21 protein-coding genes are annotated in these 12,813 nt (G+C 58.7%); 11 read left to right on the forward strand and 10 right to left on the reverse strand.

The window, feature by feature from the left end:
• Positions 1-198: 198 nt before the first annotated feature.
• A complete protein-coding gene (locus tag G6039_RS21115) occupies positions 199-567 on the reverse strand; it encodes a hypothetical protein (RefSeq protein ID WP_152103910.1) in 369 nt (122 codons plus the stop codon).
• Positions 568-995: 428 nt separating this feature from the next.
• Between G6039_RS21115 and G6039_RS21120 the strand changes: the two genes are divergently transcribed.
• The 3 genes from G6039_RS21120 (at position 996) to G6039_RS30765 (ending at position 2,911) form a co-directional block, all read left to right on the forward strand.
• Positions 996-1,499, forward strand: a complete 504-nt coding sequence (locus G6039_RS21120; RefSeq protein WP_152103911.1) for a helix-turn-helix domain-containing protein — start codon at positions 996-998, stop codon at positions 1,497-1,499.
• On the forward strand, positions 1,486-2,733 hold the full coding sequence (locus G6039_RS21125; RefSeq protein ID WP_080688591.1) for a tyrosine-type recombinase/integrase: 1,248 nt from the start codon (positions 1,486-1,488) through the stop codon (positions 2,731-2,733). Before G6039_RS21120 ends, G6039_RS21125 begins: the two co-directional genes overlap by 14 nt.
• Positions 2,734-2,821: 88 nt before the next feature.
• A complete protein-coding gene (locus G6039_RS30765) occupies positions 2,822-2,911 on the forward strand; it encodes a DNA polymerase (RefSeq protein WP_235194092.1) in 90 nt (29 codons plus the stop codon).
• Positions 2,912-2,914: 3 nt separating this feature from the next.
• Here G6039_RS30765 and G6039_RS21130 read toward each other — a convergent pair whose 3' ends face one another.
• Entirely contained in the window at positions 2,915-3,922 is a 1,008-nt protein-coding gene (locus G6039_RS21130) for a hypothetical protein (RefSeq protein WP_152103912.1), read from the reverse strand.
• Positions 3,923-4,250: 328 nt separating this feature from the next.
• Here G6039_RS21130 and G6039_RS21135 point away from each other — a divergent pair, with 328 nt between their 5' ends.
• From G6039_RS21135 to G6039_RS21170, 8 genes are all read left to right on the forward strand, one after another.
• Positions 4,251-4,610 (forward strand): hypothetical protein, encoded by a 360-nt coding sequence (locus G6039_RS21135; RefSeq protein WP_152103913.1) that lies wholly within the window; start codon positions 4,251-4,253, stop codon positions 4,608-4,610.
• 5 nt (positions 4,611-4,615) lie between these two features.
• Positions 4,616-4,900 (forward strand): hypothetical protein, encoded by a 285-nt coding sequence (locus tag G6039_RS21140; RefSeq protein ID WP_152545964.1) that lies wholly within the window; start codon positions 4,616-4,618, stop codon positions 4,898-4,900.
• Positions 4,897-5,067 carry a hypothetical protein gene (locus G6039_RS21145; protein ID WP_161780453.1) on the forward strand — a complete coding sequence of 57 codons (171 nt, stop codon included), beginning with the start codon at positions 4,897-4,899 and terminating at the stop codon, positions 5,065-5,067. Before G6039_RS21140 ends, G6039_RS21145 begins: the two co-directional genes overlap by 4 nt.
• Positions 5,068-5,075: 8 nt before the next feature.
• The gene (locus G6039_RS21150; RefSeq protein ID WP_043800780.1) at positions 5,076-5,288 is read left to right on the forward strand and encodes a hypothetical protein; all 213 of its coding nucleotides are present in this window, start codon (positions 5,076-5,078) and stop codon (positions 5,286-5,288) included.
• Positions 5,281-5,445, forward strand: coding sequence for a hypothetical protein (locus G6039_RS21155; RefSeq protein WP_161780452.1), 165 nt, complete (start codon positions 5,281-5,283; stop codon positions 5,443-5,445). The genes G6039_RS21150 and G6039_RS21155 overlap by 8 nt, the downstream gene beginning before the upstream one ends.
• A 129-nt stretch (positions 5,446-5,574) precedes the next feature.
• Positions 5,575-7,785, forward strand: a complete 2,211-nt coding sequence (locus G6039_RS21160; protein ID WP_043800778.1) for a type IV secretory system conjugative DNA transfer family protein — start codon at positions 5,575-5,577, stop codon at positions 7,783-7,785.
• A gap of 21 nt (positions 7,786-7,806) precedes the next feature.
• Complete coding sequence (locus G6039_RS21165; protein WP_043800775.1) at positions 7,807-8,001, forward strand: hypothetical protein; 195 nt, start codon at positions 7,807-7,809, stop codon at positions 7,999-8,001.
• A complete protein-coding gene (locus tag G6039_RS21170) occupies positions 7,998-8,294 on the forward strand; it encodes a hypothetical protein (protein ID WP_043800772.1) in 297 nt (98 codons plus the stop codon). Before G6039_RS21165 ends, G6039_RS21170 begins: the two co-directional genes overlap by 4 nt.
• A 182-nt stretch (positions 8,295-8,476) precedes the next feature.
• On the opposite strand, the gene G6039_RS21175 is transcribed toward G6039_RS21170, so the two are convergent.
• From G6039_RS21175 to G6039_RS21210, 8 genes are all read right to left on the reverse strand, one after another.
• Complete coding sequence (locus tag G6039_RS21175) at positions 8,477-8,854, reverse strand: histone-like nucleoid-structuring protein Lsr2 (RefSeq protein ID WP_043800769.1); 378 nt, start codon at positions 8,852-8,854, stop codon at positions 8,477-8,479.
• 168 nt (positions 8,855-9,022) lie between these two features.
• Entirely contained in the window at positions 9,023-9,217 is a 195-nt protein-coding gene (locus G6039_RS21180) for a hypothetical protein (protein WP_152103915.1), read from the reverse strand.
• A gap of 11 nt (positions 9,218-9,228) precedes the next feature.
• Positions 9,229-9,936, reverse strand: coding sequence for a hypothetical protein (locus G6039_RS21185; RefSeq protein ID WP_152103916.1), 708 nt, complete (start codon positions 9,934-9,936; stop codon positions 9,229-9,231).
• Between the two features lie 12 nt (positions 9,937-9,948).
• A complete protein-coding gene (locus G6039_RS21190) occupies positions 9,949-10,353 on the reverse strand; it encodes a hypothetical protein (RefSeq protein WP_152103917.1) in 405 nt (134 codons plus the stop codon).
• A 10-nt stretch (positions 10,354-10,363) separates the two neighbouring features.
• A complete protein-coding gene (locus G6039_RS21195) occupies positions 10,364-11,353 on the reverse strand; it encodes a hypothetical protein (protein ID WP_152103918.1) in 990 nt (329 codons plus the stop codon).
• Between the two features lie 28 nt (positions 11,354-11,381).
• Positions 11,382-11,804 carry a hypothetical protein gene (locus G6039_RS21200; RefSeq protein WP_043800763.1) on the reverse strand — a complete coding sequence of 141 codons (423 nt, stop codon included), beginning with the start codon at positions 11,802-11,804 and terminating at the stop codon, positions 11,382-11,384.
• Complete coding sequence (locus tag G6039_RS21205; protein ID WP_043800760.1) at positions 11,804-12,301, reverse strand: hypothetical protein; 498 nt, start codon at positions 12,299-12,301, stop codon at positions 11,804-11,806. Before G6039_RS21205 ends, G6039_RS21200 begins: the two co-directional genes overlap by 1 nt.
• Positions 12,301-12,810, reverse strand: coding sequence for a hypothetical protein (locus tag G6039_RS21210; protein ID WP_152103919.1), 510 nt, complete (start codon positions 12,808-12,810; stop codon positions 12,301-12,303). The genes G6039_RS21205 and G6039_RS21210 overlap by 1 nt, the downstream gene beginning before the upstream one ends.
• Positions 12,811-12,813: the final 3 nt, after the last annotated feature.

Below are 12,813 nucleotides of genomic sequence, written 5' to 3' on the forward strand. Positions count from 1 at the left end.
TGCTCTTTCGTCGAGTCGAGTTGGTAGCTCTCTCGAAGAATCACGCGGTGACCGTCTTTCGTTCGGTTACGACACGCCGGTCATCGGGATCCGATCCGGCTCGTACACCATCCTGATGGACGCAACCACTCGAATGACGAAACTCCTGCACCCGCGTACCGGTTCGTCTCACAGCAGAGCAGGCCCGGAGACGTCACCTCACAAGTCTCGACAGACGTCAGATAACGCCGCGAGAGCGCGCAAAGCTGCGGGCAGTCGTCCGAGAGCGCGCTGTTCGTCCTCATCAAGCGTCTCGAGGAGCTCAGGAGAAGCCACGACCGTCTCCAGAAGCGAGACGGCGAGATCGACAGCGATGGAAGCGTCCATCGCGAATGCCGGCACTGGCTCGTCGCCCGAAGATGTGTGCAGTTCGAGTTGGACTTGGTGTGCATCTTCGGTCAGGTCGAGATCGGGAGTGTTCCACGCAATGGAAGCGAGTCCGTACCGTTCAACGTGCTGCTCGGGCAGGACATCAGACAGATAGCGTGCTGGCCGTCGACGGTAGGTGCGTAGCCGCTTGTTAGACATCGAAACTCCTTCAGAGTGAGGATCGCGTTCTGTACGTGCGCCGACTCCCACTGCTATGGGTTCGGAACTGAAGTTCGGGACAGTCAGTCGCGTAAGGAACCGCTACGTTGATCCGATCTCGTGCAAGCTCGCTTCTCACACCAAGACTCGATGTCGGACCAGCGGTAGCGAATCTGTCGTCCGGTCACTCGGATGAACTGGGGACCTGCACCGAGATATCGAAGCTGAGCGCTCTGCTGCTTCGAGATGCCAGCAAACGCGCAGAAGTCGGCGTCGGTCGCGAGGGGGCGCATGTCCTCCATGCCATACTCCATCATTTTGACGTCTTTCAGCTCATAATCGAGCGACACGCTCCATAATTGACCACAAAAGCTAAGACGTCAATATGATTGCTTGAAGACTCTATTTTGATATGTCAGACTCAAGCCATGCCCCCCAAGCAACGGATCGTTCCCGGTCCGGTCGGCACCACGGTTGCCTCGAACATCGAACGCTTTCGTAAAGCTCAAGGTCTCTCCTACGTCGAGGTCAGTCGACGGATGAAGCAACTGGGTCGCCCGATCGCAGCTCTAGGACTTACCCGCATACGCGACCTGCAACGGCGTGTCGACGTCGACGACCTGGTCGCCCTCGCCCAGGCCTTGGGAGTGAGTCCCGCCGATCTCTTACGTCCAGCGTCGGAAAGCTCCCATGAGCACCCCAAACTGGTTTCTTTAGCCGATGACGTTCAGCAGACGCTTAAGTGGCTCAATGCTCCCGAATCCGACAGGGGCGAACCGCCGCCGTTTCCCCCCAACGCACACATCGGCCCGTTACGACTGTCGCTTCGCGTCCGAGAAGGCGGTCCACCCGTCGAAATCGACCTCGTCCCCCTGCTCAAGGCCTACGACGACATGCACCCTGAGGAAGGTGACATCAATGGCGACAGTTGAGCCGTATACGACGAAGTCCGGGAAGCGATACCGCGTCCGTTACCGAACGCCGGATCATCGACAGACCGACAGACGGGGTTTCCGCACGAAGCGCGACGCGATGGCCTTCGCTTCCTCGGTCGAAGTGTCGAAGATGAAAGGCGAATACGTCGCACCCGCTGATGCTAGGACGACCATCGGCGAACTCGGGGACGCCTGGCTTTCTCGCCAAACCCATCTCAAACCGTCCTCTTACCGGCCGGTCGAGGCGGCATGGCGTCTGCGAGTAGGTCCTCGATGGGGCGGGGTTCGCTTGGGGGACGTGCGCACCACCGCCGTGCAGACGTGGGTTTCCGAGCTCGGCACCGGCTGCGACGGAAAGCCCGTGGGAGCAACTGTCGTGATCCGGACGTATCAGGTGTTGGCAGCAATACTTGACGACGCTGTCCGCGACCGTCTGATCGCTTCGAATCCGGCGCGAGGAATCAAACTTCCGCGCAAGCCGAAAAAGCGACCTGTGTATCTCACCCATGATCAGGTGGGCCGTCTGGCGCAGGCCGCGGGACCCTACGAGCCGCTGGTACTTATGCTCGCCTACACCGGTCTCCGGTGGGGAGAAGCAACCGGTATGCGGGTGCGCGATCTCAATCTCTTGAAGCGCCGTGCGACCGTCGATGAGAATGCCGTGGAAGTGGGCAGCGACATCATCGTGGGCACCCCGAAGGGACACAAACGCCGCACCGTGCCCCTACCTGCCTTCCTGGTACACGACCTCGCCCGTCAGTGCGAGAACAAGGGACCGAGTGATCTGGTGTTTTCGGACGAGAGCGGCAATCACCTTCGCCGCCCCCACACGAAGTCCGGCTGGTTCGACAAGGCCGTCGCCGCCGCCGACGTTCCTCGCGTCACGCCCCACGACCTCCGGCATACAGCGGCAAGTCTGGCCGTGTCGGCCGGCGTGAACGTCAAGGCTCTTCAGCGGATGCTCGGACACGCGAGCGCGGCGATGACGCTCGACGTCTACGCCGATCTCTTCGACGAAGACTTGGAATCGGTGGCTAACGCTCTGTCGGACGCCCGAGCAGAAGCGAGTGTGGGCAAAATGTGGGCAGCGAGTGCACCAACTGACGAGCAGGAAAGCCTCGAACAGGGCTTTCTCCGCCGGTTACATGGTGGGCGCGGAGGGTTTCGAACCCCCGACCGCTGGTGTGTAAAACCAGCTCACGACCTCTGTTGCGATTTTGCGAGCCGCTGACCTGCACGAAATCGCAACAGAAGTCGTTGCGTTCGCGAAGTGTCACGCGACATGTGACAAGTGTGTGACAAGGCAGGGGGTATCCCCCATGCCCCGCGACACCGGCTACAAGCGGACGATGTTCGCGGGGCGGCGGCGGTTCGACCCCGACCTGGTGCGGATCGAGTGGCGGGCGTAATCCTCACGTCGGTCCTGGATCGCCGAACATGCGGTTGGGGCTGAGGAAGGTTTCCATACTTTGCTTCGTACGCTCGGCCGTGAGTATTGCTACCTCACGCTTCAATCTCTCTACGTCATTCTTCAGTGACTCCACCTCTGAATCATCGCCGTATAGAGATGCGCGCTTCAATTCCACATCGGGGATTTTGAATGCGTGGTCCTCATTGTTTGCTTCCTCTGCAAACTGCGCGACAGTTTCGTACCCCCAGTACTTTATAAACAGAGCTTCGACCACCAGGTCAACGACAATGTTTGCCTCCACATCTTCAAATGCGGTATCCATTTCGGCATCACTAGCTCCAATCGGCAGCCCATCAATGATGGATCGCAGCCGTTCTTCAGGAATAGCGGCAGCAATCGACGCGCTAAACACTTTCTCGATATTACTTGTAGAAAACATGTCGCCTCCGTCTACCCGAAGTACGCGCCCTAATATCCTAGTTAGTACGGATACTCTCCTGGCCACGGCAATAGCAATCACTTCGATCGCGTCCAGTCGCTTCTTCAATTCATCAACGTCATCGAACTTTCGCACGACTCCGTCTATCCGGCCAATCAAGTCCACCATGTCCACGCCGGCAGATAGGTCGGGTCGTAGCTGGCGGGTGATGTCGATCTGCCGCGCAAGCATCTCCGCGCCTTCATCCTCATGGCGCATTAGCATCCGCAACTTGACGTCCGACCGTTCCAGCAGGTCGTAGCGCCGCTCCGTCAGCTTGCCCTCGACTACGTTGCCGATACCGAGGGCGTTTCTAATGGCAACTGCGTATTGGTTGTCCAGCATCGACGTGGCCGCGATACGGATGAGGTCGAGCGCCTCCTCTGGTGTGTCCACTCCAAACACGCGTACCTCGTCACCAAGAGCTTGAAGCTTCTCCAGCGTCAGCCCTTCACCTTGTCGCAGCTCTCTAAAGTGTGCAGCCCGACGTTCGATGACGTCGTCTTCTACCGGCTGATCAGGCATTTCCATGATCCTCTCCACTTGTAACGCACGTAGGGGTTGCAGTTGACATCCTGCTACATGTACTGTCATGTCAGGTCACGGACGGGACTGGAGTACAAGTCCGATCGTACGCCACCACCCCACCCGGATACGGCACCACGGACATTCGGCTCACCTGAGTCGGGTGGATGGACATTGACAAACGAAAACGTCCCACCTCGGTCTTCACAGATGACCTATCGAAGGGCGGTCGCGCGCCACGCATGGCAGCCGACCAAATTCGGGAGCGAACTCACAGCGTAGAGCCACCCACAGCTACCAGCCAGATAGCTGTCCAACCACTAAGGAGTACAAAGTGAGCTCAAGCAACGATCGGTCAATCTCACGGTGGTCAGACTCGAGCTTCGAGTCATCGAGCAGTGGCGGACTCTCACGGTGGTCATCTGCCAGCCGCGAGATCGCGCAGCACGAACGCCGCAACATAGTGGCTGTCAATAAGGCAATCAGCGACGCTCAGCGGCGGCACTTGCTGCTGAAACTGCGCGAAGCAGAAGCCATGGGGATCATCAGCAGCGCAGCCAGAGTGATGCGCGAGATTGACTATCAGGCCGGCAATGACGACGGCATGCACGAGGTGCTTCGAAGGTTCGGCCTGTTGTTCATGAGCATCGAAGGTGAGAACTACGACCGCGCGCACAACCCGATGTGGAGGTGACTGTAATGGTACCGATACTAGCCAGTTTCACCGCCGGTTGGGTGGTCAGTCTGATCCTTGCCTACTTCATCGCGCACGGAGAGTACGACAGACTCAATTCCGAGGTCATGCAGCTGAAAAGCGATGTAGCCCAAGAGCGTAGGTGGAAAGAACATGACCGCGCGTTGGCCGAGGACTACAAGCTGAAGTTCGAGAGCTGCCAGCGTCGGGTCAACACGCTTGAGCATGAGATCGAGACCATCGAGCACATACGCAATGTGGCCGATCAGATGCGGTGGAGAGCGCTGTGACCGAGAAGCGCGAACTGACACCACGCGAACGCATGGCGTACCAGCTCGGCTTCGACAACCGACTGGCATATCCGGTCCGGCACCGCCAAGGTGTCCGGCGCACCGTACGGGTGACGGAGGACGAAGTCACCGTCATCGAGGAAATCGTCATCGAAGAGCAGTGGTAGGAGGGGTCATGGAGGGTCTGGTCATCTTCACGATCGTCGTGTTGGCGATCGGGTGGTCGGTGTACAAGATCGACCGTTGGCTTAAGCCGCGGCAGCAGAAGTGGGCGCGAGAACGGGAGATTCGCGAGGCAGAGTTCCTGATACGACAGGGCGAAAGGGACGCCGACATCATGCGCGAAGCATGGAAGCGGCGGCACGGCGACGGAGGCGCCCGTGAATAAGACGATCCGCTTCGGCTGGATGCTCATCGGACTCGCGATCGGCCTGACGGTAGTGCTCCCCTTCCTGATCGAAGCGTTCCTCAAGATCGCTGCCCTGATCGTCCTGGTGTTCATCGGGATGGTGGTCTACCGGATCATCAAGCACCACTTCCCGTAAACACTTAGGACAAGTGGCAAATTCGTCACAGTGACGAAACCGGGTCAGTATGCAAAGCTGGTGGCAGATGGTTACGACGTTCATTTGCCACCAGCTTTCTTACTCTCACATCCAGGCAGAGGTGGCTTCATGAGTCTGCGAAACCTGTTCAAGAGCAACCAGAATGAGTACGACGATTCGCGAGCGGTCTTGAAGGTGGTCTATCCAAGCCCGTTCGACGAGAAGCACGCAGCAGCATTCGCCCGGTCAATCGACATCGCCATCACGCCAGGTACGTCACGCGCACGAGGCGTCCCGACGATCGTCTTCGAGGTCGTATCGACCCCAGAAGGGATCACTCACCTACTACGGCTACCGAAGGATAAAGCGGCCTACCTCACCAAGCAGTTGCGCACCGCGATACCGGGCGTCGAGTTCGAGGCCGTCGACGATGTCGAGCACTATCAATTCGATTGCGGCGCCGAACTTCCGATGGAACGACGGGCCCGCAGCCTCAATATCGCTGATACCAAGGACTTCGCCAACCGTGTGCTCGGCAGCATGCAGGACGCCGCCGAACCGGGCGACTGCGTGGTGTTGCAGTGGGTCATCAGCCACGCCAAGGCCAAGCGGGTTCCGGATGGGTCGGTCATGAGCACCGAAGCCAGTTGGCTCGACGTGATCATGGGCAACACCGAGGCCAAGCCCGACGAGGTCGCTGAACGCAAGGCGAAGCAGGCCGACCAACTCTTCTATGCCACCGGACGGGTTGCCGCAAATGCATCAGATCCACAGCGGGCGCGTGCTTTGGCGCAAGATGTCATCGACGCTCTGCGCAGCGAGGGTGGGGCCGCCTACTTCAAGCCGAAGTGGGTCGACCCGGCAACCATCTCAGACCGTATCGAGTTCGCCCGCACCCCCCTGCATATGACTGCAGAGTTGTCGACCGACGAACTGCTGGCGGTAACGGCCTTGCCCCTGGGTACACCGACTGTACGCGGACTGCCGACGCACGCGTTCCGTCACATGCCCGTTCCGGCCAGCGTCCCGAGCCAGGGCATCGTCATCGGTAAGTCCACCCTGCCGGGGCCAGAGCGCCTGATCGCACTCGACAACGACGCCCTTGTTCGTCACGTTTACGTCGGTGGCGCGAATGGAACCGGCAAGACCACGATCTTCGTCAATGCCTTCCGGCAGCTTGCCGAAGCTGGCAGTGGCGCGATCATCATCGAATACGACGGCAACCTCATCCAGCGGACGCTCGCACAGGTGCCCGCCCATCGGCTCGACGACGTCATCGTGATCGACTTCGCCAACCAGCGTGCCAATCCCGTTGGCCTTAACATCATCAAACTATCCAGCGGCACGGCAATAGCAGGGCAATTGACCGCCTTGTTCGAGTCTATCTATCCGAGCAACCAGAGTATCTACTCACGGAAGCTACTCGCCCACATCCTGCCCGCATTGGAAGTCGTGCCGAACGCCACCCTCGCCGACGTGATGGTGGTGGCGAACCCAAAGAAGGGCCCTGAGACCCAGTGGGTCAACTGGATCATCAGCCAGCAACGTGATGCGAGGATCAAGGAGTTCTTAGCCGACTGGATGAAGCTGCCGGAGCCCAAGCGCGCCGAACACGCCAACGTGCTCGACAACCGAATCTGGGAAGTGTTGACTCCACGGGAATCCCGCTACATGGTCAATCAGGAAACATCATCGTTCCAACCGCGCGACGTCATCAGCGGCAACCGACTGCTGTTCGTCAACTTCGCCGGTGTTCCAGAAGGTGTGGCTAGCATCATCGGCAGCTTCATCGTCTCGTCCCTCTGGGAGGCCGCACGAGCGGTCACACCGACGAGGCCCAACATCATGTTCCTCGACGAGTTCCAACTGTTCAGTCGTCTTAACAATGACTTCGAGGACATGCTGGCGACCGCGCGTAAGCGCAAGCTCGGGCTGTTCATGGCAACCCAGTACATCGAACGGCTTGACTCGAAGACTAAGGACGCTATCTCGGCGAACGCCAGGACGAAAGTGATTTTCGAGAGCAGTCCCGCCAGCGCTCGATTCCACTCCACCGAATTTGCCGACCGCTCGATCACTCCGGAGCAGCTGCAGAACATGCCCGCCTATACGACCTTGGCGCGAATCAACACGCGGGCAGGCGCAAGCTCTCCGATCACGATGACGACGTTTGACGATCCGCCCAGCACCGGACTCATCGAGAAGGCGATCGAGCTGTCGGACCAAAGGTATGGCCGTTCCATCGAGTCCATCGAAACGGCTGAACGTGCCCGACGCCGTGCGCCATCGTCGCCACCCGATCCACCACACAAGGCTCCTGGAGACGCCGGCACGTTTTAACCCGACGAATAGGAAGACGGGATGCAACTCATGCTGACGGCCGAACGGCTGGACACGCTCGAGAAGCTGCTTGACGACACGCACAGTTTCGCAGACGTGCTTGGCGAGGTCAGGCAGGACAATCCGGCGCTGGCGCTCATGCTGCTCGCCACGTTGAACGCCTATCTGGAATACGTACAGGAACAGATTGCAGTCACGATAGGAGCGACCCGATGAGTATCGACGCAGAGTATGCCTGGTCCGAGGAAGTCAACAACAGCGAACGCGAAGCCGAAAGCCTGGAGTCGGAGGTGGACGCGCTGACACACGACCTGAGCGACCTCATCCACACAATCCGGGACCTTCGCACGGTCAGCTTCAATGATGATGTCGAGGACTACGACATCCGCCATAAGGCGCAGCAACTATGGGATGCGGTGTCGAGCGGCGTGAGTCAGATTCGGCGGGACATCAATGACGCTCGCGATTCGATCCAGGACACGCGCCGAGTCGTGGACTTCTATCGATAAGTGAGGTGAAAACACTAACACCCCACACCATACGAACAGGTGTGGGGCGTTAGTGTTTTGTATATTGGGACGTCTAGTAGGCTCCCCTCCCCCACTACACACATCTCTACCTACTACTCCACCGACCCCTGTTAGTGGGGTCGCTCGGAGCGGGGTAGGGGAGTCGGTGTTCTAGTTTTGTTCTACTTCTTATGCGCCTCGTCATAGGCGTCCTGGACGCTTTGGGAGATCCGGCCGCGTTCACTCACTTTGTGGCCGTGCTTAGCAGCCCACTCGCGGATGTTTGCCAACTCTTCCTTCGACCGACCCGATGCCGTGCTCCTCCTGGTCGTTGTGCCACTGCCAGACGGCCGTCCCCGCCTGGGCGCTCCCACCTTGCGGGCTGCTTCAATGTATGGAGCGAGCAGGTCGTTGAGTTTGTCGATGTTCTCGTTGGTCAGGTCAATCTCGTAATCTGTACCGTTAAGGCCGAACTTCAGAGTCTCCCCCTGACCCTCTTCAAAGGACTCATTAGTCAGGTCGTCGGTGTACTCGACGATTACGCGCTTGCGAACGGCCACGGCTGGCCCCTTCCGGTTTGGACAACTTTTGTGTTCACGTTAGCATAAGAGACTTGCAGGCCGTCTGTGCAATCTATTTGTTCAGGTCGAGACTTCGGCCACACAAAAAGCCCGCCGTTGCCAGCGGGCTTGCAAAGCGCTTTCTATGGCGACTATGCGCGTGACGTCTTAACTCTCGGACTTCTTCATGTAGCCTGCAGCGAACGCGATGATAGCCGTGAGTGCTGCCGCGACTTCTGCTGGCATGTCGACGCCGAACTGGCCGGCTACCCAAATCAGCACGATAGCGACCGATCCGGCGATGCCGGTTGCGGCGACCTTCGCAGTTGGTTTGGCGGTTGGTTGTGAATACGTGTGGCTCATATGATCCCCCTCTACTTTACTTCGTATAGTCCTGGCTTCAGCTCGATGACAGCTGTGGCGGGTGCGGTCTTACTCGCCAGTTCAGCCCGTAGGCGCTCGACCTCGGCATCCGAACGCTTCAGTGCTTCAGCCACGTTGTTGAACTCCGAGTACTGAGTGCGCTGTGGCAGGTTGTACTTGAGTATATGCTGCAACAGCTCCTTCACTGTCTTGTTCTCAAACTCTTTGATGTCTGGTGGCGTGGCCTGTCGATTAAAACCAATCTGCCAAGCCAGGTCGATTACTTCTGGACTCATTTCTTCATCTCCTGCGGACGCGGCCGCGTTAATATTCCAATTGCTTGCGTCGTCATAGTTGCCATGGACAGACACGTGCAAGTGGCTAGTGTGCGGGTTGCTACCGGAGTAGGCCACCCACCGCCAGCCGTAATCCGCCGGCACCATGATCTGGCGGTTACGGATCAGGTACTTGATGCGCGGATCTCGACTGCTTGCTAGCGCTTCAGCCAAGGCCACGATGTCCAATCCATTCGCCGGGTCGTGGGTGATGTCGAACGCGCAGACGACGCCATGGCGGTTCGGGTTGTGGTCGGAGCCACTGCCCTCCGCCTGGTGTGCCGGATCGCCGATAGTCCCATCACTAGCTTTACTCCGATGCGGATAGGCCGCATTGACCTGATCTCTTAGTCGAACCAGACTATTTGCTACTCGCCATGCCATAACTCACCTCCTTTACTTCAGTACGTCTGCGATGTCTGCGTTCCTCACAATCACCGCCAGGACCACGATGATCAGTGCGATGCCGACCATCTGCACCAGCTTGTCTGTCAGAAAATCCCACAGTTTCACCAAGCCAGCCAGCTCCGACCTTTGCAGATACTTTTCGTCAGCCTTCTCGACACACTCTTCGTGCTTGCTGGCCATCTCCTGCTTGTACGTGACGAACTCTTCGCGTGTCACGACAGACAGGTCCTCGATGCGCTTCAGGATGCGCTCGTCGTTCTTTGCGGCCGTGGCGAGGTTGGAGTTGATATGAACCAGCTCGCTCTTGATGACGGCAACGTCCGTGACCAGTTGATTTGTTTTTTCTTGGTCGGCCATCCTGACACGCTCCGTAGGTTTGATGGTTTCTTCCATTAGTTGTGCCCTAGATCATCTCCACTAGGATAAATGCCGGATAAGTCGCTCCAGCGGCAATTTTCGTAGTGCCGCCCGTCCCCGATGAGCTTGTACTTACTTTGTAAGTATGACTTCCAGCAGAAGGCGTGTGGACTGCTATCGTCGTACGTGAATTACGCAGGTTCGCCCCGGCGAAGTTACCGTGCGTGCCGCTTATTCCGGCAGCGCCGTCAAGAATCGATATAACCATATTGGCGTTCGCCGCCGTGTGTTCGATCCACGGGATAAAGGATGTGACTTTTACGCGGCGGCCACCAGGCGGGACGGTGACGGTTACGGATAGACCGGTGATGTCCACCGTGCCGGTGCTTGTCGTATTGAAGTCGGTGGTGATTTGTGCATAGCCAAGCGTGATCGCGCTTGTAGACAGGGCGGCGGCACCGATAGAATTTTCGGGAAGGCTGGCGGCCAACGCGGTCGCCAGACTAACCATCGCCAACGTCCGTCGGTCGGTAATCTTATTCGCCGCGATAGTCGTAACGCCGGCATCGACCCGCACATCGTGCGCCACGAAGTAGGGCTTGCCCGCACCGATTGCTGCTTGAATCGCCGTGCTGTTCGGCGCGACTGGGCTTGCATTTGGCGTGCCGTTGACTTTGACAGCTTTCCAGACACCGGGTCCATCGAGGTTCGCCGAGGTGGGGGTACCACTTGGTAGTGAAACCGTGGTGTCGACGTAACAGACGATGGAGTCGATGCGTGGATTGCTCGCGTCTGCGGTCGATAAGGTGATATCGAAATCCGCGACTAGGCTGACCATGCGCGCGGACGCCGTAGCTCCTGACCCGTAGGAGATAAGCGCGTTGCCCGATTGCAGTGTGACCGTAAGGCCAGTCTTCGGCACCAGAGTCAGGCCATCAATCACATTCCCGGCGATTAACCGTGAAAAGTGCCGCGCGTATAATTCAGGCGAAACCAGAGAGTTGCTATAGTTGGCGATTTTGAAGTTGTCAAACATATTTGGGTTTTCTAGTCCTTTGCTTTCATCATATTAGACTTGCCGTGAATGTGCCAGAGCCGACGCAAAAGAACGCGTATTTAGCGTGGATGTCCGTGCCGCCATACTGATTGAAATAGCGCACGCGCCATTTCTGCACACCGTCCGAACCGACACGCAATCGTTCTGACGGGCTGATTTCAAAGAATGACGCCCCGCCATCAGTGCTTTGAAAGACGCGGTAGCACAGGCCACCACCGAAGCTCAGGTCAGACGGGGTGAACTGCAGCAGTACGTCCCTCGCGTCACCTGCCGGGATCGTGATGTCAGAAGTCGCCCCGCTGGCAATGCGATTCATGATGACGGCCTTGCTGCCAACGGTCTGGGGCGCCTTCATCTCCCGCTGCACCGCGTCAAGCTCGCGTAGGACGCGCGCTGACTCCCACTCGGGTAGTTGATCCAGCACTGACATCAGAGCACCCTCGTCAGGCTGATCGATACGGGGTCGGTCGTCAGGGCTTGCAGTTTGAATCGTCGGTAGCTGTTCAGAGTGCCGCCGTGGAACATGCGGTACGTCGCTTTGTACGGCTCGGCCTCGATAGCGTCGGCCTCATTGAGCGTCCAGTCCGGCGCGCCGAATGGGGCCGCGAGCCATGGGATCGGTGCCCAGTTCACGCCATCGGTGCTCGACTCCACCTCAGCTGATATCGATGACAAGAAGGCCGGCGAGGTCGTGGAGGTCAGGGTGACGACGAAGACGGCATAGCCGATGGTGGTCGGCGACTGCGCCGACGGAGTGTCGAGTCGGCCGCTCCACGCGTAGGTTCCGGTGTTGTCCGTTCGGTAGTACCGGATGCTCGACCCGCCGATGCGCTGGCGTGCTTTGCGCTCTCGGGCTGTTTGAACAGCATTGCGCAGGTTGGCCGTCAGTTGATTCTCTGGCAGTGCGTCGTAGTTCGTGACTCCCATCAGGCGGTCCTCACTACGCTGATCGTCCCGCCACACGATGCCCGGGCGGTCGCCTTGAGGTAGTACGTGAAGGCGCCCTGGTAGTAGAGATTGACGATCCACTTGTGCTGGTTGCCGGTCATCGTCCTGGTCTGCGAGCCGGTCGTCATGAGGTCGCCACCAGATGACCACCCGAGTTTGGCCGCGAACAGATAGCCCGCGTATGAGCCGTTCAAATAGCTGAACTTGTTGGACGGTCCCGTTCCGCCCGCGCGCACGTCCAAGTAGAGCCGTACTTCCGGCCATTGCTGGGTGCCGTCCGTGGTCACGGTGATCTCGAAGGTCAGGAGCGTCTGGCTGGTCGTGTTCGGCAGTGCCTGGCTGAGGTCCCAGGTGTTCGTCGTTGCAATCTCGTAGCTGAGCTGTCCGCTGGCGCCGCTCATTCGCTGCGCCGCCTTGAGCTCGCGGTTCAGATTGCCCGCCTTACGGACTCGGCGGACCAGGGCCTGCTCTGGCAGCGCGGTGGTCACGCC

This window comes from Rhodococcus aetherivorans, from assembly GCF_011058165.1.
Taxonomy (GTDB): Bacteria; Actinomycetota; Actinomycetes; order Mycobacteriales; family Mycobacteriaceae; genus Rhodococcus; species Rhodococcus aetherivorans.